This window comes from Microbacterium sp. STRO-2N, from assembly GCF_057747775.1.
Genome location: NZ_CM173223.1, coordinates 3,566,612 through 3,583,484, shown reverse-complemented (window position 1 = coordinate 3,583,484; position 16,873 = coordinate 3,566,612). Strand labels below are relative to the sequence as shown.

20 protein-coding genes are annotated in these 16,873 nt (G+C 67.2%); 10 read left to right on the top strand and 10 right to left on the bottom strand.

The genetic code is table 11. The annotated features are described in order from the left end of the window. Positions 1-12 precede the first annotated feature (12 nt). Positions 13-756: a CDP-alcohol phosphatidyltransferase family protein gene (locus AC3ANN_RS16495; protein ID WP_488338465.1), complete on the top strand. Its 744-nt coding sequence runs from the start codon at positions 13-15 to the stop codon at positions 754-756. Then, positions 753-1,160 (top strand): hypothetical protein, encoded by a 408-nt coding sequence (locus AC3ANN_RS16490; protein ID WP_488338464.1) that lies wholly within the window; start codon positions 753-755, stop codon positions 1,158-1,160. The genes AC3ANN_RS16495 and AC3ANN_RS16490 overlap by 4 nt, the downstream gene beginning before the upstream one ends. Here the strand turns inward: AC3ANN_RS16490 and AC3ANN_RS16485 are convergent. After that, positions 1,152-1,667 carry an SRPBCC domain-containing protein gene (locus AC3ANN_RS16485; RefSeq protein ID WP_488338463.1) on the bottom strand — a complete coding sequence of 172 codons (516 nt, stop codon included), beginning with the start codon at positions 1,665-1,667 and terminating at the stop codon, positions 1,152-1,154. The genes AC3ANN_RS16490 and AC3ANN_RS16485 overlap by 9 nt on opposite strands. A 207-nt stretch (positions 1,668-1,874) precedes the next feature. Between AC3ANN_RS16485 and AC3ANN_RS16480 the strand changes: the two genes are divergently transcribed. The 4 genes from AC3ANN_RS16480 to AC3ANN_RS16465 all read left to right on the top strand — a co-directional run bounded on the left by AC3ANN_RS16480 (position 1,875) and on the right by AC3ANN_RS16465 (position 5,572). After that, complete coding sequence (locus AC3ANN_RS16480) at positions 1,875-2,255, top strand: YciI family protein (RefSeq protein WP_488338462.1); 381 nt, start codon at positions 1,875-1,877, stop codon at positions 2,253-2,255. A gap of 110 nt (positions 2,256-2,365) precedes the next feature. Next, positions 2,366-2,911, top strand: coding sequence for a VOC family protein (locus AC3ANN_RS16475; protein WP_488338461.1), 546 nt, complete (start codon positions 2,366-2,368; stop codon positions 2,909-2,911). Beyond that, positions 2,904-3,707, top strand: coding sequence for a MerR family transcriptional regulator (locus AC3ANN_RS16470; protein WP_488338460.1), 804 nt, complete (start codon positions 2,904-2,906; stop codon positions 3,705-3,707). Before AC3ANN_RS16475 ends, AC3ANN_RS16470 begins: the two co-directional genes overlap by 8 nt. Positions 3,708-3,883: 176 nt before the next feature. Continuing rightward, on the top strand, positions 3,884-5,572 hold the full coding sequence (locus AC3ANN_RS16465) for a hypothetical protein (protein ID WP_488338459.1): 1,689 nt from the start codon (positions 3,884-3,886) through the stop codon (positions 5,570-5,572). Positions 5,573-5,864: 292 nt separating this feature from the next. Here AC3ANN_RS16465 and AC3ANN_RS16460 read toward each other — a convergent pair whose 3' ends face one another. The 5 genes from AC3ANN_RS16460 to AC3ANN_RS16440 form a co-directional block, all read right to left on the bottom strand. Beyond that, positions 5,865-6,230, bottom strand: a complete 366-nt coding sequence (locus AC3ANN_RS16460) for a ribonuclease E inhibitor RraB (protein ID WP_488338458.1) — start codon at positions 6,228-6,230, stop codon at positions 5,865-5,867. Positions 6,231-6,469: 239 nt separating this feature from the next. Then, positions 6,470-7,078 (bottom strand): ribonuclease FAU-1 family protein, encoded by a 609-nt coding sequence (locus AC3ANN_RS16455; protein ID WP_488338457.1) that lies wholly within the window; start codon positions 7,076-7,078, stop codon positions 6,470-6,472. A 292-nt stretch (positions 7,079-7,370) separates the two neighbouring features. Then, positions 7,371-7,760, bottom strand: coding sequence for a VOC family protein (locus AC3ANN_RS16450; RefSeq protein ID WP_488338456.1), 390 nt, complete (start codon positions 7,758-7,760; stop codon positions 7,371-7,373). A gap of 39 nt (positions 7,761-7,799) precedes the next feature. Beyond that, on the bottom strand, positions 7,800-8,468 hold the full coding sequence (locus AC3ANN_RS16445) for a helix-turn-helix domain-containing protein (RefSeq protein WP_488340857.1): 669 nt from the start codon (positions 8,466-8,468) through the stop codon (positions 7,800-7,802). Positions 8,469-8,583: 115 nt separating this feature from the next. After that, the gene (locus AC3ANN_RS16440) at positions 8,584-8,859 is read right to left on the bottom strand and encodes a helix-turn-helix domain-containing protein (protein ID WP_488340856.1); all 276 of its coding nucleotides are present in this window, start codon (positions 8,857-8,859) and stop codon (positions 8,584-8,586) included. A 48-nt stretch (positions 8,860-8,907) separates the two neighbouring features. Here AC3ANN_RS16440 and map point away from each other — a divergent pair, with 48 nt between their 5' ends. Next, complete coding sequence (map, locus tag AC3ANN_RS16435; RefSeq protein WP_488338455.1) at positions 8,908-9,693, top strand: type I methionyl aminopeptidase; 786 nt, start codon at positions 8,908-8,910, stop codon at positions 9,691-9,693. Here map and AC3ANN_RS16430 read toward each other — a convergent pair. The 3 genes from AC3ANN_RS16430 to AC3ANN_RS16420 all read right to left on the bottom strand — a co-directional run bounded on the left by AC3ANN_RS16430 (position 9,690) and on the right by AC3ANN_RS16420 (position 11,036). Continuing rightward, a complete protein-coding gene (locus AC3ANN_RS16430) occupies positions 9,690-10,169 on the bottom strand; it encodes a hypothetical protein (RefSeq protein WP_488338454.1) in 480 nt (159 codons plus the stop codon). The genes map and AC3ANN_RS16430 overlap by 4 nt on opposite strands. A gap of 11 nt (positions 10,170-10,180) precedes the next feature. After that, positions 10,181-10,552, bottom strand: coding sequence for a hypothetical protein (locus AC3ANN_RS16425; protein ID WP_488338453.1), 372 nt, complete (start codon positions 10,550-10,552; stop codon positions 10,181-10,183). A gap of 103 nt (positions 10,553-10,655) precedes the next feature. Further along, entirely contained in the window at positions 10,656-11,036 is a 381-nt protein-coding gene (locus AC3ANN_RS16420) for a RidA family protein (RefSeq protein ID WP_488338452.1), read from the bottom strand. A 332-nt stretch (positions 11,037-11,368) separates the two neighbouring features. Here AC3ANN_RS16420 and AC3ANN_RS16415 point away from each other — a divergent pair, with 332 nt between their 5' ends. Together AC3ANN_RS16415 and AC3ANN_RS16410 are read left to right on the top strand one after the other, a co-directional pair. Next, on the top strand, positions 11,369-12,736 hold the full coding sequence (locus AC3ANN_RS16415; protein WP_488338451.1) for a hypothetical protein: 1,368 nt from the start codon (positions 11,369-11,371) through the stop codon (positions 12,734-12,736). Between the two features lie 199 nt (positions 12,737-12,935). Then, a complete protein-coding gene (locus tag AC3ANN_RS16410; RefSeq protein WP_488338450.1) occupies positions 12,936-13,310 on the top strand; it encodes a hypothetical protein in 375 nt (124 codons plus the stop codon). 37 nt (positions 13,311-13,347) lie between these two features. On the opposite strand, the gene AC3ANN_RS16405 is transcribed toward AC3ANN_RS16410, so the two are convergent. Continuing rightward, positions 13,348-15,942: a family 78 glycoside hydrolase catalytic domain gene (locus tag AC3ANN_RS16405; protein ID WP_488338449.1), complete on the bottom strand. Its 2,595-nt coding sequence runs from the start codon at positions 15,940-15,942 to the stop codon at positions 13,348-13,350. 99 nt (positions 15,943-16,041) lie between these two features. Between AC3ANN_RS16405 and AC3ANN_RS16400 the strand changes: the two genes are divergently transcribed. Next, the gene (locus tag AC3ANN_RS16400) at positions 16,042-16,872 is read left to right on the top strand and encodes an NAD-dependent epimerase/dehydratase family protein (protein ID WP_488338448.1); all 831 of its coding nucleotides are present in this window, start codon (positions 16,042-16,044) and stop codon (positions 16,870-16,872) included. Position 16,873: the final 1 nt, after the last annotated feature.

Here is a 16,873-nt window from a genome sequence, read left to right as displayed (position 1 = left end):
ACGGAGGTGACCATGCCGAAAGTTCATTTCGCTCCGCTCTCGTCGATCGCGGCGGGGGCGCTGGGCCTCTGGGCGATCGACCGGTTCTCACCGCTCTCGGCCGCCGGATGGACCGCCGGACTCCTCTACCTTGTCGTGTCGAACGGATTGCTCGCCAGGGGGTTGCACCAGAGGGCGATGACCGTCTTCGGGTGGGCGAACTGGGCCACCGCGACGCGATCGACCCTGGTCGCCCTCGTCACTGCGCTGGTCGCGACATCCTTCGTCTCCTCCATATCGGTGCCGCTGCTGGTCGTGCTCGCGAGCATCGCCCTGGTGCTCGACGGCGTCGATGGATGGCTCGCGCGACGCACTCGTTCAGAGACCGAGCTGGGCGGGCAGTTCGACATGGAGGTGGACGCTTTCCTCCTCCTCGTGCTGGGCGTGTACGTCGCGCCGGCGCTGGGGTGGTGGGTGCTCACGATCGGGCTGCTGCGCTACGCGTTCGTCGTCGCGGGATGGTTCCTGCCGTGGATGCGAGCGACCTTGCCGCCGCGGTACTGGCGCAAGGTGACCACGGCGGTCGCGGGCATCGCGCTCACCGCCGCTGCCAGTGAGCTGCTCACCGCGTGGGTGGCGACGGCCGTGGTGCTGATGGCCCTCGCCCTGCTGGTGGAGTCGTTCGGCAGGGACGTGCTGTGGCTCGTCTCCCACCGACCGCGCGCGACGATCCGCATCGACGCGGATCAGAGAAGAAGGAATGGAGTGGTCAGATGACCAGTACGTCACAGCGGGGCCTGTGGGTCCTGCGCATACTCAGCGCCGCTCTGCTGCTGGCGGCGGGAGGCATCCACCTGTACCTCGCCCTCAACGGCGTCGGCGGCTTCCTCGGTGTGATGTTCATCCTGAACGCGGTCGCCGGCCTCGTCCTGGCGATCGCGATGGTGGCCCTGCGGGGACGGATGCTGCAGGCCGCGGCCGTGCTGAGCCTGCTGTTCCTCATCGCCACGCTGGGGGCTCTGGTGCTCGCGCTGACCGTCGGCCTCTTCGGCATCCACCAGGACTGGAACTTCATGCTCGTGCCCGAGACGGTGATCGTCGAGTCGATCGGGATCGTGGTGCTCGCGGTGACGACGGTGATGGTGTTCCGCGCTCGACCGACGGATCGGACTTCACAGTAGAAGAGCTGCGGGCAACCCGTTGAGGCGCAAGGTCGTCCCCGTGCGCAGGTGAGCCAGGTCTGCACTGCCGTCGCCGCTGCTGGCGAGCAAGGCGACCTGCTCCGTCCAGGTCAGGGTGCTTCCCCCGTCTTCCGCATCCTCGAGGGTCACGGTCACAAGCGAGGTCCACCGGGTCACCTCGTCGACGATCGCTTCGTAGACGAACACGATTCGGCGGTCGGGAATGATGTCGAGGTAGCGGGATCGATTGCGCAGCTTCTCTGTCTTTCCGTCCATCATGGCGAAGGTGCTGCGCGCGTCTTCACCCCCACCGACGCGGAAGTCGTGGTCATAGGTCGCCCCGGATCCCGGCAGCCGAAACCAGCGACGGCGGAGTCGATCGTCCGCGAACGCTGCGAAGACCGCTGCCCGATCCGCCTCGAGGTTTCGCGTGACGCTGAACGTCTCGTTCCGGACACCCGCCGTCACAACATCGGTCGCGTGGTCGGAGGGGTGCGAGCCCTGCATCTCAGTCACATCGGTCGGAAACGGTGGCACACCCCATTTGCTTCCCGAGTTTCATGCGCACTTCGACGTCAGCAACGCACTCGGCGCTCCGCGCGAGTGAGGAATCGATCGGGCGGGTTTTCTGATGCTGATGTCGATTTGCGTGCGGCTCGTTCGACGCGTTGGTAAGGGCGACACCAGGGAGCCCACTTACGAGAGGATCCGTCGATGACTCAGTACTTCCTGACCATGCCGCACGACACCGCGACCGAGCCGACGATGGAGTCGATGCAGGAGTTCGACCCGGCCGAGTTCGCCGAAGTGATCGCGGCGGTCGACGAGTTCAACACCGCCCTCAAGGACGCCGGAGCGTGGCTCTTCGCCGGCGGGCTCAACCCGCCGTCGACCGCGAAGACGGTCGACGTGACCTCGGGCGAGCCCCGCGTGCTCGATGAGCCGTTCGTCGAGGCGGACTCGTACGTCGGCGGGTTCTGGGTCATCGAAGCGCCCGACGAGACTGCCGCCGTCGAGTGGGCGTCCAAGATCGCCGTGGTCTTGAAGAGCCGCATCGAGGTCCGCGCGCTGCAGGAGGCGCCGCCCGAGGTCTGAGCTTCATCCCTCACGCTCGGACGGGGCCGGCATCTACGAGTGCCGGCCCCGTTCGGCTGCGTCGTAGCGGATTTGACCCTCACGTTGCGTGAGGGCGAACGATGCCATGCATGAGTGAATACTTCGATGCGTTCGAGATGGGTCCGGTAGCCGAGCGGGGGCCGAAGGCGGTTGCGCCAGAGGTGTACCGCGGCATCTACGCGATGCCGGCCTTCGTGTCCATTCCCACGGCAGACCTCGCGGCGTCGACGGACTTCTGGGTGCGGGGCCTGGGTTTCGTCGAGCTGTTCAGCGTCCCCGGACAGGTCGTCCACCTGCGCCGCTGGGCGTTCCAGGACGTGCTGCTCGTGCCCGCGGCGGCGGATACGGGCCCCGCCGACGTGCCGGCGATGACCGTGAGCTTCTTGTGCGTCCAAAGCGAGATCGATTCTGTCGCCGAGGCGTGCACGCAGCTCGCTCCCGGCTGCGTCACCGGACCGCGTGACACTCCGTGGCTCACACGCGACATCGAGCTGATCACGCCGGAGCGCGCGCGCATCGTGTACTCGGCTGCGAAGGAGTTCGACCCCGACAGCCAAGAGGCGCGTGATCTTGCCGCGATCGGGATCACGGGCCCGCAGTCGGCGAAGGGAGGTCACAATGGTGCACATGGTTGACCGCGACATCTCCGACGGTGTCACGGTCGGCGTGGCTGCGGAGGTCGTGGGCGTCACAGTCCGCACGCTGCATCACTGGGACGAGATCGGCCTGGCGTCGCCTTCCGTGCGCACCAGGGCGGGCTATCGCCACTACACCGAGGAGGACCTGTACCGTCTGCACCGCATCGTGGCATATCGGGAGGCCGGTCTGGGGCTCGATGCCGTGCGTGAGGTGCTCAACGATGCAACGGCGGAGATCGGCGCGACCCTTCGTGAGCAGCGTGCGCAGCTGGCCGACCGGATCCGCGATCTGCAGCAGCTCGATCACCGACTGGAACGGATGACGGAAGCGCACGAACGCGGCATCCTGCTCACCGATGAAGCGCAGGTGGAGACGTTCGGACCCGACTGGGACCCGGCCCGCTCACGGCAAGCCCGCGCGATCTGGGGCGGCTCGACTCAGTGGGCTCAGTTCGCCGAGCGTTCCGCGTCCCGTACGCGTGAGCAGTGGCGATCGCTCTCCGACGCGATGTCCACGCTCCAGCGCGACCTGGGCGACGCTCTCGGACGCGGAGTCGCTCCCGGCAGCCCCGAGGCGAATGGGCTCGTCGAGCGGCATCGCGAGGTCTTCTCGAACTTCTTCCCCCTCACGCGGGAGATGCAGGTGTGTCTGGGGCGCATGTTCGAGTCGGATCCGGGCTTCGCCGCCCACTACAACGGCATCAGACCCGGGCTTGCGTGCTGGTTCCGTCAGATCATCGACGAGTCAGCCCGTGCGCATGGGATCGACCCAGACAACGCCGTCTGGCGGTGAACGTTCGTGCGGTGTCGGGCCGCCGGTGCGGCGGCGAGTGAGATGGGCGGGCGTACTCCCTTCCCGCCCTCGCCTATACTCCACTGAAGAATCCCCCCACCTACGATGTCGTATTCCTCGGGTACGGCGTCGTATCCCGAAAGCGGGCCCCCAACCCGCCGTTCATCGGAGTGCATGTGGTTCGAGTGCAGCCGAACACACCCACCACCGGCAGTACGCCGACGCGCGCTGCCGCGCGGGCGGCGCAGCAGCGGAAGCGCTCGCTGATCCTCCTGGCCGTGATCCTCGTCCTCGTGGTCGCGATCGCCGTCGTGGTCGGCATCTTCTTGACGCGCGAAACCACCGCCGAACCGGACCAGGGGGCGGCGCCGGCGGGCGACTGCCCGTCATCGAGTCTGCGCATCACCGCGGATCCGGCCATCGCCGAAGCGCTCGAGGCGATCGTCGACGATGAGACGGAATCCGGTTCGGACTGCCTCGACGTGACGATCGAGGCGGAGGACAGCGCGATCACCGCAGCGGCGCTCGCTGAGGGGACGGAGCCGGACTTCGATGGATGGGTGCCCGACTCGGCGATGTGGCCTGAGCGAGCGACTGCTCAGGCGGAGCTCACGGGGGTGGATGCCGCAGATCTGGAGGTCGGCGCGATGGTAGCCAGCACTCCGGTCGTCTTCGCGGCGACGGAGCCCACCGCAACCGCACTCGAGGGTGCCGGATTCTCGAGCTTCGCGACCGGCTCGATCGCCCCCGTGCTGCCCGATCCCGCGACGGTCGCCGCGAGCTCTGCCGCGCTGCTCGCCCTGCAGACCGCTGTCGCCGGCGATGCGCGCACGTTCACCACGCTCGTGCTCGGCCTCGACGCCGGCGTCGTCCCGACCGCCGACGACGCGCTCGCCGCGGCATCCGGTGCGACGACGCCCACCGTCGCCGTGACCACTGAGCAAGCGGTCCATGGATACAACGCGGATGCCGCGACCCCGCTCGTGCCGGTCATCCCTGCCGACGTCAAGCCAGCGGTGAGCATGCCGCTCGTGACACTCGCCGACGCTTCGGACGACACACGTGCGGCCGTCGAGGCGCTCGCGGCTGCTGTGGAGGACGGAAGCGACCACCTCGCCGAGTTCGGCCTGCGTGACGCGGCGGGGACCGCGACCGACTCGAGCACGGACGGGGCGAGCGCGGCCCCGGAGCTCACGGACGGCGTGAACCAGGCCGCAGTGCTGCGTACCTGGCAGGTGCTCACTGCGCCGTCCCGGATGCTGTCGCTCAACGACGTCTCGGGTTCCATGTTCGAGCCGGCAACGGCCGACATGCGGCGCATCGACCTGTTCGAGCAGGCCGCCGTCCGCGCCATCAACTCACTGTCGACGGACTCATCGCTCGCAACGTGGGTGTTCTCGAGCGAGCGGATCGGAGCGCAGGACTGGCAGGAGATCGTCCCGTTCGGCCCGTTGGGCGATCCGGCGCACAAGCAGACCACGATCGACACGGCGAACAACCTCGACAGTCTCGTCGGCGGCGGTACCGGACTCTACGACAGCGTGCTCGCGGCGGTGAAGTACATGCGCGAGACGTACGTTCCAGGCCAGGTCAACCTGGTGCTGCTCAACACCGACGGGAAGAACGAGGACGACGAGGGCCTCGACCTGCCCGGGCTGCTCGCCGAACTCGAGAAGCTGCGGGATCCGGCGAAGCCGGTCGCCGTCATCGCGATAGGGTACGGCCCCGACACCGACCAGTCCGCTCTGGAGCAGATCGCCGCGGCTACTGACGGCGCGGCGTATCAGGCGCTTCAGCCGACCGACATCGGCACGGTGCTGATCGACGCTGTCACCCAGCGAGGGTGTCGCCCGAACTGCGGCTAGCGCGGACGCGTCATTGCGCCTCGGATGGGTGCGGGGCGGACCTACGCGCCAGGGAAGGCGCTGGCGAGCCGGACTCGACCATGTTCGTTACTCGTACGCGAACTTCTGGCAACTGAGCACTCCCGTGGGTCCAACGCGCGGGCTTCGCGTCGAGGCATTCGCATCGTGTTCACGTACCACGGGGCGGCGGCCCGCCTCACGGCCCGCGACTGGTGTTCGGATGGCTGTCGGTGAACGGGCTGCTCACGTCTAGATGGTGCGGGGGTCGCGGTCATTCACCGCCTGCGGGTCTTCACTGTTCTGTGGGCGGTTCGTCGACATTGGCGGCGTTCATGATCGGTGCGCCGAATCCGTCGTAGGTGCCGCGGCACGCCGCCGCGATGGTGAGCATGTACTGGAGCGAGTGCCTCACGGAGTCGTCGAGGAGGTCCTCCTGGGCTATCGCGTCGATGATGTACCGGGGCTGGCCGTTGGTTCGTGAGACTCGAACGGATCGCGACCGGTTGATGAGTTTGCTCGCTCGGGTCGCGTCGATGCGCCATCGGAAGAGGAGCGTGTGCTCGGTCTCCCGCTCGACCGACAGATCATCCCCGTGCTGCAGTCGGACGGTTCTCTGTTCGAGCCATAGGCGCCACTGCTGGTCGAGTTGATCACTCACGTCAATGTTTCTGACCACTGAGTCGCTTCCTTTCGAATGCCGGCCGAGGTGCGCTCAAACTATCAACGCGTTCACGTTGTGAGCGGGTTTCCCACAGGCGGCGGAACAGTGGTCCCGACGCTCAATTCGTTCGTCGCCGGTGGCCGCGGTCTCTGCAGGGCGAAGGCGTACGCCGTCTGTGCGTCGCTGGTCATGGTGCCGTCATCGTTCACGTACTCGGCGATGAACGCGGCGAACCGTCACAGGTGGTCGTCGAGAAGCGCGAGAGGCTTCCAATCCGGTGATGGTTCGAAGCTTCGCCAATCGCCGATCTGGTCGAGGATTCTCTGAGGATCGGATGCGATGGCCTCACCGGTTTCGCGGGCGGACCGCAAGTCTTCGAGTCGCAGGTAGGGAGTGCCTGCCGCAGCCGCGGCTTCGTCCTCGTCTTTCCACGTGACTACGAGGTCGGGAGAGATCAGGAGATCGAGGTGCCAGTCGACGGCGTCGATTGAGGAACTGCGGCGGGTCTTCGCGGACTCCAGGTTGACGTACCAACCGAGGAACGCGCCGGTCTGAGAATCCCAGAAGTGAAGTACCTGCCACCGCTCTTTCAAAGGGACGACGCGGAGCATCGCTCCTCCCGTCCACGTGCGGCGAGCGGTCGTGAGACGTCCGGAGAAGCGTGAGCTGAGCGGGATCGTTCGCGGATCGGCCCCGTCCGCGGTTGACCAGTAGGAGATCTCAGTACCGGGCGTCGTCCAACCGACGACAACATCGGCAGTATCGCTGACCACATGCATCGGAATCGCTGCCTGGAGTCGCCCGTCCGGGTAGAAGTACCTCTGCTCGATCGTGGGGGAAGCCATCGGCCGAAAGCATATCCAGGGGGCGCTTTCCTCCAAGGCTCCGGAATGGGAGCGACGGTGATCTAGGTGGCGAGCTCGCTGACCTGATCGCAAGTCAGGTCGGTCAGCACACGGCGTGGGTTGTTGCCAGGTGGGTGAGGGTCGGGAACCACGCGCGCCAGCTTCGCCTCGACGCGAGGGCCGAGACCGTCAGGACGACGACCGCCGCCAAACTGAGAATCGACTAACCCACACCCGTTCTTCGCGAGTTCGAGGTACCGCACACACCTCGGAGGCATGAACGCCCCGTGCATCAGGCCATCGGTGAAGCGATGCCCACGAGCACCCCGAACGGGTCTCGTACGTACGAGACCCGTTGACCCCAGGGCTCATCGTGAGGGGCGGCGAGGGGTGTTGCGCCCGCTCGCACGGCAGTGGCATATGCCTCGTCGACCTCGCTGGTCACCAAGGTGAGTTCGAACCCCGCGGGAGGCTGAGCGGGATCGAGGTGAACGTAAGGGACCGGCACGGCCGATTCACCGAGTCGATGGCTGGTGAATGCGAGTCGAGGTCCCTCGGTATCGACCTCGCCGAAGTCACCGGACTCATGCAGAAACCTCTTCGCCATCCCGAATCCGCGCTCGTAGAAGTCCAAGGCAGCAGCGACGTCAGGAACGTAGACGATGACATAACCCAATCTCATACGGCTGATTCTGGCGAGCGAGTGCTCGCCCGCCTTGAACTATTCGGCCAACCTGAACTGCGCGAACTGCCGAAGGCGCAGGCCCGTGAGTGAGTGAACGTCGCGCGCGGCATGAGACTGGTCGGCGTAGCCGGCATCGGCGGAAGCTGCTGCGGCGGAGTGGTGCTGGATCAATCGCGCTAGTCGGTGCAGCCGCAGGACCCGCCCGACATAGACAGGACTGACGCCGAGAGCATGCTTGACCCGGCGGCGAAGCGTGCGTTCCGAAACGAGCGCGAAGCGGGCCATCTGCGGGACGTTCGTGGGAGATGCTTGAGTGCTTGCGACGTAAGAAGACACCACTGGATCTTCGATCCAAGTGATCGCCCCATTCTCGAGCGCGTCCGCAAGCCGGTCTTCGGGGGAACGTCGCGACGCCCAACCCGGCCAAGTGCGATCGAGGTTGATGTTGGTCGCAGCGATCGGCAGCCGAACCCCCGTCATGGTCGTTCTTCGGGCGACAGGTACGAGAGTGAATGAGACGGTCCGCGCCGTCAGCTCTGGGCCATCGTGAGTCATGACGATGTCGCGGGAGAGGTCCGGAACGAGCGGCAACGTGCTGCCGCGCCGGACGGCGTCTACCCAGAGGCGGGCTCCGCCGCGTAGCTCCTCACTGACGTTGACGTCAGCCGGAACATGAAGCGCAGGCAAGACGAGCGACTCGGCCATCACCAGCGAAGGCTACGCTCAGCCTCCGACGTGCAGGTGAACTGGAGAAGGAGCCACGAGGACCTCTGATCGCGCAGAGATTCATCGGCCCGATCGAGGCAACTATGCAGCAGCGTCACGATGCGAGCTGGTCGGGCCCGGCGGCGGTGTCGTCTCTGACATCGCTCCACAACTCATCCAGCGACAGATCGAGCGCCGTTGCGATCGCGGCGATCGTGGGGAACGCCGGCGCGGGCACGCGCCCCGACTCGATCTTGCGCAGCGTCTCGGGTGAGACGCCGGCGTCGAGGGCGACGTCCATCATGGAGCGCTTCCCGCGCGCCCGGCGCAGCGTCGCGCCGAGACGCTGCCCGCGCTCGATTTCATCTGCGGTGTGCGGCAGCCGTACCATCATGCTCCGATAGTAATACCGGGATTGTTTTACCGGTATTGTTATCTCATGATCGAGATCCTGTCCCCGAGCCAAGTCGCCCAGGCGCGTATCACGGGCGCGTTGGTTGCCGACATCCTCGCCGCTCTCAAGTCGCTCGTGCAGGTCGGGACGAATCTCCTCGAGATCGACGAGTGGACGCGGACCATGATCGGGGACGCCGGCGCGACGTCGTGCTACGTCGACTATGCGCCGTCGTTCGGGCGAGGGCCATTCGGTCACTACATCTGCACGGCCGTGAACGATGCCGTGCTCCACGGACTCCCGTACGACTACGCGCTCCGCAACGGCGATCTCCTCACGTTGGATCTCGCTGTCTCGACCGGAGGCGTCGCGGCCGACGCGGCGATCAGCTTCCTCGTCGGCGACGCACGCCCCGACGAGAGCGTCAGCCTGATCGCCGCGACCGAACGTGCGCTCGCGGCTGGGATCGCCGCGGCCCGCCCCGGCGCTCGCATCGGCGACCTCGCATATGCCATCGGTTCGGTGCTTGCCGACGCCGGCTACCGCATCAACACCGAGTTCGGGGGTCATGGGATCGGCTCGACGATGCACCAGGATCCACACGTCGCCAACACCGGACGCCCAGGTCGCGGTTACAAGCTGCGCCCCGGGCTTCTGCTCGCACTCGAGCCGTGGGTGATGGCCGACACCGACCGGCTGGTGACGGATGCCGACGGCTGGACGTTGCGCAGCGCCACCGGCTGTCGCACAGCCCACAGTGAACACACCATCGCAATCACGCACGACGGCGCGGAGATCCTCACCCTTCCCACCCGGGTCGGCCTGCGCTAGGCGTTTCGCAGGATGTGTTCCGTGGGCGCGTAGTTGACGCGCCAGTCGACATAGATTCCTGCGACGCCGTCCCGCGTGCACCGCAGTCCCACCGAGACCCAGCGGACCTCACCGAGAGCGTCCAGCGCAAACCCGGTGGCGACGGTGAAGACGTCGTTGCCGCACGTGCATTGTGCCTGCTCAACGGCTTCGACGTCGTCGAAGTGCTCCTCGGAGTCCGCGATCCCCGCTTCGGTCTCGCATTCGGTGCAGACTCTTGCGGCAACGCCGACCTCGTCGTCGAAGAGCAGCACGAACGTATCGCTGCCGCAATCGCACACGGCCTGGATCACTTGGTCGACGGGATATCCGCCGGCCGCGAACTCCTCGACACTCGCGCGGAGTTCTTCGGCCGCACGATTCGGCGCGGCGGCTTGGGCATCCATGCCGCTAATCCTCTCGTGTCCAATGAGCGAGGTGTCGACCTCCGTGTGCACCTTCGCCGCCGTCAGGGCGTGATGACGTCGCCAGAGTCCCGCCGGTACACCAGCCGCAGCTCGACGCCGTCCTGCGTGGGTCTGCTGTAAACCCACACTGGTCTCCAGTCCAGCGGGGTGGGACCGAACTGTGTCGGCTGCTCAGACAGTCCCATCTCCGCAACCAGTTGATGAGCTTTCTGACCGTCTGCCGGACGAACCGTCACGTACGTCGTAGCGCGATAGGGCTCGTAGTCGATCCGAGGTTCTCCCACGATCGTTGCGCCTGCTGGCGCCGTGATCAGCCACGACGGCGGCGCCGCGTCCTTCGTGGTCGCGAGACCAACGAGTTGCCAGACGACATACCCGCCGATGAGGATCAGGGCGATGGTCCACGCGATCACGCGACGGTCCTTGGCGGAGAGGGGCCTTGGCGCGTCGTCGGTGTCGGCGTCGTGTCGTGCCGTCAACAGGCTCTCCCTAGTGCTGGCCCGTCGAGTTCGCGCACTACGCGGTGACGGCGGTCAGTCGGATGGACACGAGGATGCCGGGAAGTTCGACTCCGAGCTTCGCGACGTACCGTGCGGGTGAGCCGGACGGGAACCAGCGTGCGTACTCCTCGTTGAGCCCCGCGAAGTCCTCCGGGCGGGTGAGCAGGACGCCGATCTCGACGACGTCTTCGAGTCCCGCCCCGGCCGCCTTCAGGATCGCCTCGCAGTTCACGAGTGCCTGGCGCGTCTGCTCCTGGACGGTGTCGCCGGCGAGAGCCCCTGTCGCCATGTCTACGCCCACCGTGCCCGAGACGTAGACGTGCGCACCCGCGCGCACTGCCTGGCTGTAGAGCGGAGAGCTCGGAGCGTCCGGCGTGGTGATGATCTCCCGGGGCATGGCGAACTCCTCGTCGCGTGGGTACAGCTGATGCCCTGCATGCTGGCAGAAGATCACGGGCAGTGCCAGGGCCAGGCAGGGCACACGACGTGCGCTGAATCGGACCCGGCCGCGTGCACCGTGGCGGCGTTCGGTTCTGTCGCCGTCAGCTCGCTGTACGGCACTACGACCGGGGTGGCGCTGGAAAATCGATGTCTTGGCGAATCCCGCCGACGCGATGCGTTGCGCCCATCGTGCACGGCTGCGGCTCCTGGCGCTACCTTCCGAAATGTCGGAGACCATCAGCGGTTACCGCTAGCGTTCGGGTAGATCGTGTCGATGACGGAGTCGAAATGACAGAAGAGAACCCCTGGAATGTTGCGCGTCTCATTCCCACGTCTGGGATAAACGGAGCTGAGGAGCAAGAGCGACGGGCGACCTCCGCGCTGCTCGCAGTGATGAGCTCCGTGAAGGAATATGGTCGGGTCATCACGAGCCGAATGGGTGCGCCCGCGGGCGTGCTCGAGACGTTCATCGAGGTGCCGTTTCTCTTGGCCGATAAGAAGGTCTTTCCCGATGGTCTGATTCGTGTGAAGCGGGGAAGCAAGGTGTGGACTGCGCTCGTCGAGGTCAAGACCGGTAATAACGAGCTTCAGCGGGAACAGTTGGAGAACTATCTCGATGTAGCGCGCGAACACCGCTTCGATGCCCTCTTGACGATCTCGAATGAGATTTCTCCCGCCGCGGGCGTCCATCCGACGCTGGTCGACAAGCGCAAATCGAAGTACATTCCTATGCACCACCTGTCGTGGACGGAAGTGCTGACTGCCGCGGTCATGCAGAAGGAGTTTCGCGGCGTCGCGGATCCTGACCAGGCATGGATCCTGGGTGAGCTCATCCGCTATCTCGAGCACCCGAAGTCTGGCGCTGTCGAGTTCACGGACATGGGTCCGAGCTGGGTACCGGTTCGAGATTCGGTGTCGAGCGGGACTCTCCGCAAGACCGACAAGGACGCCGCGCAAGTGGCGAGCCGGTTCGATGCTCTGCTCCGCTACGGCGCACTCAAGCTTGGCCAGCGACTTGGCGCGGACGTCACGCAGGTCCTGTCGAAGGCCGAGGTCGCGAACCCTGCACTCCGAGTCGCAGCCGTCACGGAGATGCTGGTGAACGAGGGCAAGATGTCGGGCGCCATCCGGATTCCCAACGCGGTGTCGCCGTTGACCGTAACCGTCGATATCCGCGCGGCCCAAGTTGCTTGCTCATTCTCGATTGGCGCCCCCACCGAGGGCAGGCCGACGACGAGAGTCAACTGGCTTCTTCGTCAGTTGAAGGATGCGCCTGACACGCTGCGAGTTGAGGCGTTCGCCGCCCGCCAACGAGGCGGGACCGCGGAACTCCTCCGCGCAGTGCGCGAGAGTCCGGGCGAACTTGTCGTCGATCCTGCAAAGGAGATCAAGTCGTTCACGGTCACGTACCTCGGGAAGATGGGCGGCGCTCGACTCGCGGGCAGGTCCGGCTTCATCGATTCGGTGATGGACGCAATCCTTACGTCCTACGACGTCGTGGGGCAGCGACTTAAAACCTGGTCCGCCGCCCCACCTCGTCTTCGCAAGCCCGAAGAGGTTGAGGTTGACGAACACGTGTCGAAGGACATTCCCTCCGCAGCGCTGTCGTCCCAAGATGATGAGCTCCCTGGTACCTCGTCAGCTGACTGGCCATAAACGGAACTCGCCGACTTCGAAGCACGAACTCCGAGCCTCGAAAAGGACGCGCCATATGCTTCACTCCATGCAGAGCTCTCGAGTGCATCGCGTCACCCGTGTCGCCGTCATCGTCGGGCTTGTCGCGATCGGCGCAGGTGCTTCAGGGTGCGCCGCGCCGGCGGCGAAAGCCGACCCGACGCCGGATGCGACTGCAGCCGTGACGGAGAGCGCCGCGCCGGAGCCCGCCGTCGACTCGGCGGTCACAGATGCAGAATCCTGTGAAGCGTTCGTCGACGTGTCGACCATCCTGTTCAACGCCGAGACGGGCCTGCGCGAGGGCCGAATGTCCCGGCAGGAGTACACCGGGTGGCTCCAGCTCGCCACGCGTGTGCTGGATCGGGTCCCCGCGCGAGGCGAAGGCGCCGTGAGTGACGCGATCGCGGCGCTGAAGCAGGCCGCGCCGGCCATTCCCGCAGGCGGAACCGGTCCGACCGACATCGGGACCAGCGAGTGGTACAACGCGGCGCAGCTTGCCGATGCCTGCCTTGAGGCCGGGCACGAATTGTTCACCGTGGCCTTCACGGGCGGGTGAGTCACTCGCGCCTCGGCGCTACCCGCGACGAGATCGGCTAGCTCGGAAGCGCCGCGGTGCGGTAATGCACGCCGCTGCCCAGCGTCTCCTCGCCGGCCCCTTCCAGATCCAGCACCGCCTCAACCCCCACAGGCACCGTCACCTCGACCTCGAGCGAGTCACCCTCGATCCGCCACGCGATCGACGCCTCGCCGTACGGCGTCAGCTGTCGCGCCGACGCCGACGTCAGCCCGCCGCCCGGCCGCGGCGCGAAGCGGATCCGCCGGTACCCGGGTGAAGCAGGAGTCAGGCCGGCAATGACGCGGTACATCCAGTCCGCCACGGCGCCCAGCGCGTAGTGGTTGAACGAGGTCATCTGGCCCGGGTTCACCGTGCCGTCGGGCAGCAGCGAGTCCCAGCGCTCCCAGACCGTGGTCGCGCCCTGCTCCACCTGGTAGAGCCACGACGGGCACTCGCGCTCGAGCAACAGGTCGTACGCCGTCGACACATGGCCGTTCCCGCTGAGCGCGTCCGACACGAGCGGCGTGCCGACGAACCCGGTCGCGATGCGGTTTCCGGCGTCGCGGACCAGATGCGCGAGGCGGGCGGCCGCGGCATCCCTCTGCGCCTGATCGGTGAGGAGGTCGAACTGCAGCGCGAGGGCGTACGCGGTCTGCGCGTCGCTGGTCATGGTGCCGTCGTCGTTCACGTACTCGGCGATGAACGCGGCGGCGACCTCGTCGGCGAGAGTGTCATACCGCGATGCCTCGGCCCCGAGCCCCAGCACGTCCGCCATGCGCGCAACCGTGCGCGCGGACTTCGCGAAGTAGGCGGTCGCCACGAGGTAGCGGTCGGTGCGGGCGTCGGCGGGGTCGTTCGGCGGAGCCGCGGGGTCGAGCCAGTCGCCGAGCTGGAAGCCGGTGTTCCACAGGCGCGAGGGTCCGGCGATGCGCTCGATGAGGTCGACCCAGCGCCTCGCGCTGTCGAACTGTGCGCGCAGCACGCCGGTGTCGCCGAACCGCTCGTACAGCGTCCACGGCAGGAGGGTCGCGACGTCGCCCCACGCGGCGCCCGGGCGCAGCGGCGTCCACATCTTGTCGGCCGGGATGACCGGCACGTACCAAGGCACCGTGCCGTCGGGCAGCTGCTCGATCTCGACGTCGCGCAGCCACCCCGCGAGCATGCCCGAGACGTCGTACAGTGTTGCGGCGGTGGGGCCGAACACCTGGATGTCGCCGGTCCAGCCGATGCGCTCGTCGCGCTGCGGGCAGTCGGTGGGGATGTCGACGAAGTTGCCGCGCATGCCCCACAGCACGTTCTGGTGCAGGCGGTTCAGCGCGGGATCCGACGACTCGAACCAGCCGGTGCGCTCGAGGTCGGTGTGGTAGACCCGGGCGACGAGAGCCCCCGCCGCGGCATCTGCGTCCAGATCGCCGGGCCAGCCCGCGACCTCGACGTAGCGGAAGCCGTGGAACGTGAAGCGCGGCTCCCACTCCTCGACGTCGCGACCGGCGAGCGTGTAGCTGTCGGACGAGCGCGCGGCGCGCAGCGGGCGTGTGTAGATCTCGCCCTCCTGCATCACCTCGGCGGTGCGCAGTGTCACCGTCGCGCCGGCGTCGCCCGAGACCCGGATGCGCACGCGGCCGACGAGGTTCTGGCCGAAATCGAGGATGCGCGATCCGCTCGGGCCGGTGAGCACCTCGACGGGTCGCAGCTCCTCGGTGCAGCGCACCGGGGGAGCGGTGGGCGCGACCAGCGTGGCGGGGTCGCGGTGACGCTCCTGCGCCATCTCCCACCCGGCGTCGTCGAATCCCGGGCTCGACCAGCCGGCCTGCTCCTCGCGGGCGTCGTAGTCCTCGCCGTCGTAGATGCCGCTGTGCAGGATGGGGCTCGCCGCGGTGCGCCACGAGTGGTCGGTCGCGACGACGTCGCGCGTGCCGTCGGCGTACGTCAGCTCTAGCTGGCCGAGGAACGACTGATCGGTGCCGTAGACGTTGCGGAACCCCCCGCGCCAGCCCAGGCGACCGCGGTACCAGCCGTCGCCGAGCCAGGCGCCGAGCGCATTGGCGCCCGGCCGCACCAGGTCGGTGACGTCGTAGGTGTAGTAGCGCAGGCGCGTGCCGTACACGGTCCATCCGGGCGAGAGCGTGTCGTCGCCGACGCGCTCGCCGTTGAGCTCGGCTTCGTACAGCCCGTGCGCGGTGGCGTACAGCCGCGCGCGCACGAGGTCGTCGCGCACCTCGAACTCGCGGCGCACGAGCGACGGGCGGCGCTCGTCGGAGTGCGGGTTCTCGTTCCGTGTCGCGCCGACGGGCCGGGCGATCCAGTCCGACGGCTCGAGCAGTCCGGTCTCGAGCGTCGTGGGGGCGGATGCCTCGGACCACGCGCCGTCGACGCCTCGCACCGCGATCCGCACGGTCACGATGTCGCGCGATCCCAGCGGCGTGGCGGGCCAGTCGACCAGCACCTGCTCGCCGCCGTCGACCTCGAACGACTCCGTCGCGCCCTCGCGCTCGATGTCGACGCGGTAGGCGGTCTGCCGCCAGCCCGACGGCGCCGAGCTCACGATCCACGAGAGCCGCGGCATCCGCTCGCCGATCCCGAGGGGTTCGCGGTGGTGCTCGATCCGAGGTGCGTCGACGATGACGGGCATCCGGGTATCTCCTTCGGGGTGGAACGGTTCATCGAGGAGTGTGTCAGCAATTTCGAAACGTTTCAAGTATGCTGGCCCCGCGTCACAGGGAGGTACGACATGAGGATCGGCGTCACAGGCAGCGGCGGCAAGCTCGGCCGGGCGACGGTGGAGCGGCTTCGCGCCGACGGGCACGACGTGATCGGGTTCGATCTCGCCGGCACACCGGGTGTCGGCTTCACGCGCGTAGAGCTCACCGACTTCGGCCAGACCCTCGACGCGTTCCTCTCGGTGACGGCACGACACGACGGACTCGACGCGCTCGTGCACCTGGCGGCGATCCCGGTGAACGGATTGGTTCCGGATGCCGCGACCTTCCACAACAACGTCACCGTGTCGTTCAACGCGCTGTTCGCCGCCCATCGTGCGGGCATCCGCACGATCGTGCTCGCCTCGAGCATCACCGCGATGGGCTTCCCCTTCGACGAGGCGCCGCCGTCGCTCCCCGTCGACGAGACCTACACGAGCGCCAACAACACCTACGGGCTCGGGAAGGTCGCCGAGGAGGCGATCGCCGCGCAGCTCGTGCGCTGGCACCCCGAGACGTCGATCACCGCGCTGCGGTTCACCAACGTCGTCGGCGCCGACGAGTACGCCACGTTCGAGCGGGCCGGCGAGCCGGACTATCGCCGAGACCTGATCGGGTCGTGGATCGACGCGCGCGACGGCGCGCAGGCGGTCGCGCTGGCCCTCGCGGCCGCCGAGCCGGGATTCGAGGTGTACAACGTCGCGGCGCCCGAGTCGGGTGTCGCGGCCCCGTCGCGCGAGGTCGCGGAGCGCTGGTTCCCCGGTACGCCGATCGTCGACGACCTCGGCGAATACGAGTCGCTGATGTCGACGCGCAAGATCCGCGCACGCCTCGGATTCGCCGCCGAGCACGACTGGCGCTGAC

Excerpts from the sequence above, each read along its gene's own strand:
- AC3ANN_RS16495 (WP_488338465.1), top strand. The coding sequence starts at position 13 with ATGCCGAAAGTTCATTTCGCTCCGCTCTCGTCGATCGCGGCGGGGGCG.
- AC3ANN_RS16490 (WP_488338464.1), top strand. The coding sequence starts at position 753 with ATGACCAGTACGTCACAGCGGGGCCTGTGGGTCCTGCGCATACTCAGC.
- AC3ANN_RS16485 (WP_488338463.1), bottom strand. The coding sequence starts at position 1,667 with ATGCAGGGCTCGCACCCCTCCGACCACGCGACCGATGTTGTGACGGCG.
- AC3ANN_RS16480 (WP_488338462.1), top strand. The coding sequence starts at position 1,875 with ATGACTCAGTACTTCCTGACCATGCCGCACGACACCGCGACCGAGCCG.
- AC3ANN_RS16475 (WP_488338461.1), top strand. The coding sequence starts at position 2,366 with ATGAGTGAATACTTCGATGCGTTCGAGATGGGTCCGGTAGCCGAGCGG.
- AC3ANN_RS16470 (WP_488338460.1), top strand. The coding sequence starts at position 2,904 with ATGGTTGACCGCGACATCTCCGACGGTGTCACGGTCGGCGTGGCTGCG.
- AC3ANN_RS16455 (WP_488338457.1), bottom strand. The coding sequence starts at position 7,078 with ATGGCTTCCCCCACGATCGAGCAGAGGTACTTCTACCCGGACGGGCGA.
- AC3ANN_RS16450 (WP_488338456.1), bottom strand. The coding sequence starts at position 7,760 with ATGAGATTGGGTTATGTCATCGTCTACGTTCCTGACGTCGCTGCTGCC.
- AC3ANN_RS16445 (WP_488340857.1), bottom strand. The coding sequence starts at position 8,468 with ATGGCCGAGTCGCTCGTCTTGCCTGCGCTTCATGTTCCGGCTGACGTC.
- AC3ANN_RS16440 (WP_488340856.1), bottom strand. The coding sequence starts at position 8,859 with ATGGTACGGCTGCCGCACACCGCAGATGAAATCGAGCGCGGGCAGCGT.
- map (WP_488338455.1), top strand. The coding sequence starts at position 8,908 with ATGATCGAGATCCTGTCCCCGAGCCAAGTCGCCCAGGCGCGTATCACG.
- AC3ANN_RS16420 (WP_488338452.1), bottom strand. The coding sequence starts at position 11,036 with ATGCCCCGGGAGATCATCACCACGCCGGACGCTCCGAGCTCTCCGCTC.
- AC3ANN_RS16415 (WP_488338451.1), top strand. The coding sequence starts at position 11,369 with ATGACAGAAGAGAACCCCTGGAATGTTGCGCGTCTCATTCCCACGTCT.
- AC3ANN_RS16405 (WP_488338449.1), bottom strand. The coding sequence starts at position 15,942 with ATGCCCGTCATCGTCGACGCACCTCGGATCGAGCACCACCGCGAACCC.
- AC3ANN_RS16400 (WP_488338448.1), top strand. The coding sequence starts at position 16,042 with ATGAGGATCGGCGTCACAGGCAGCGGCGGCAAGCTCGGCCGGGCGACG.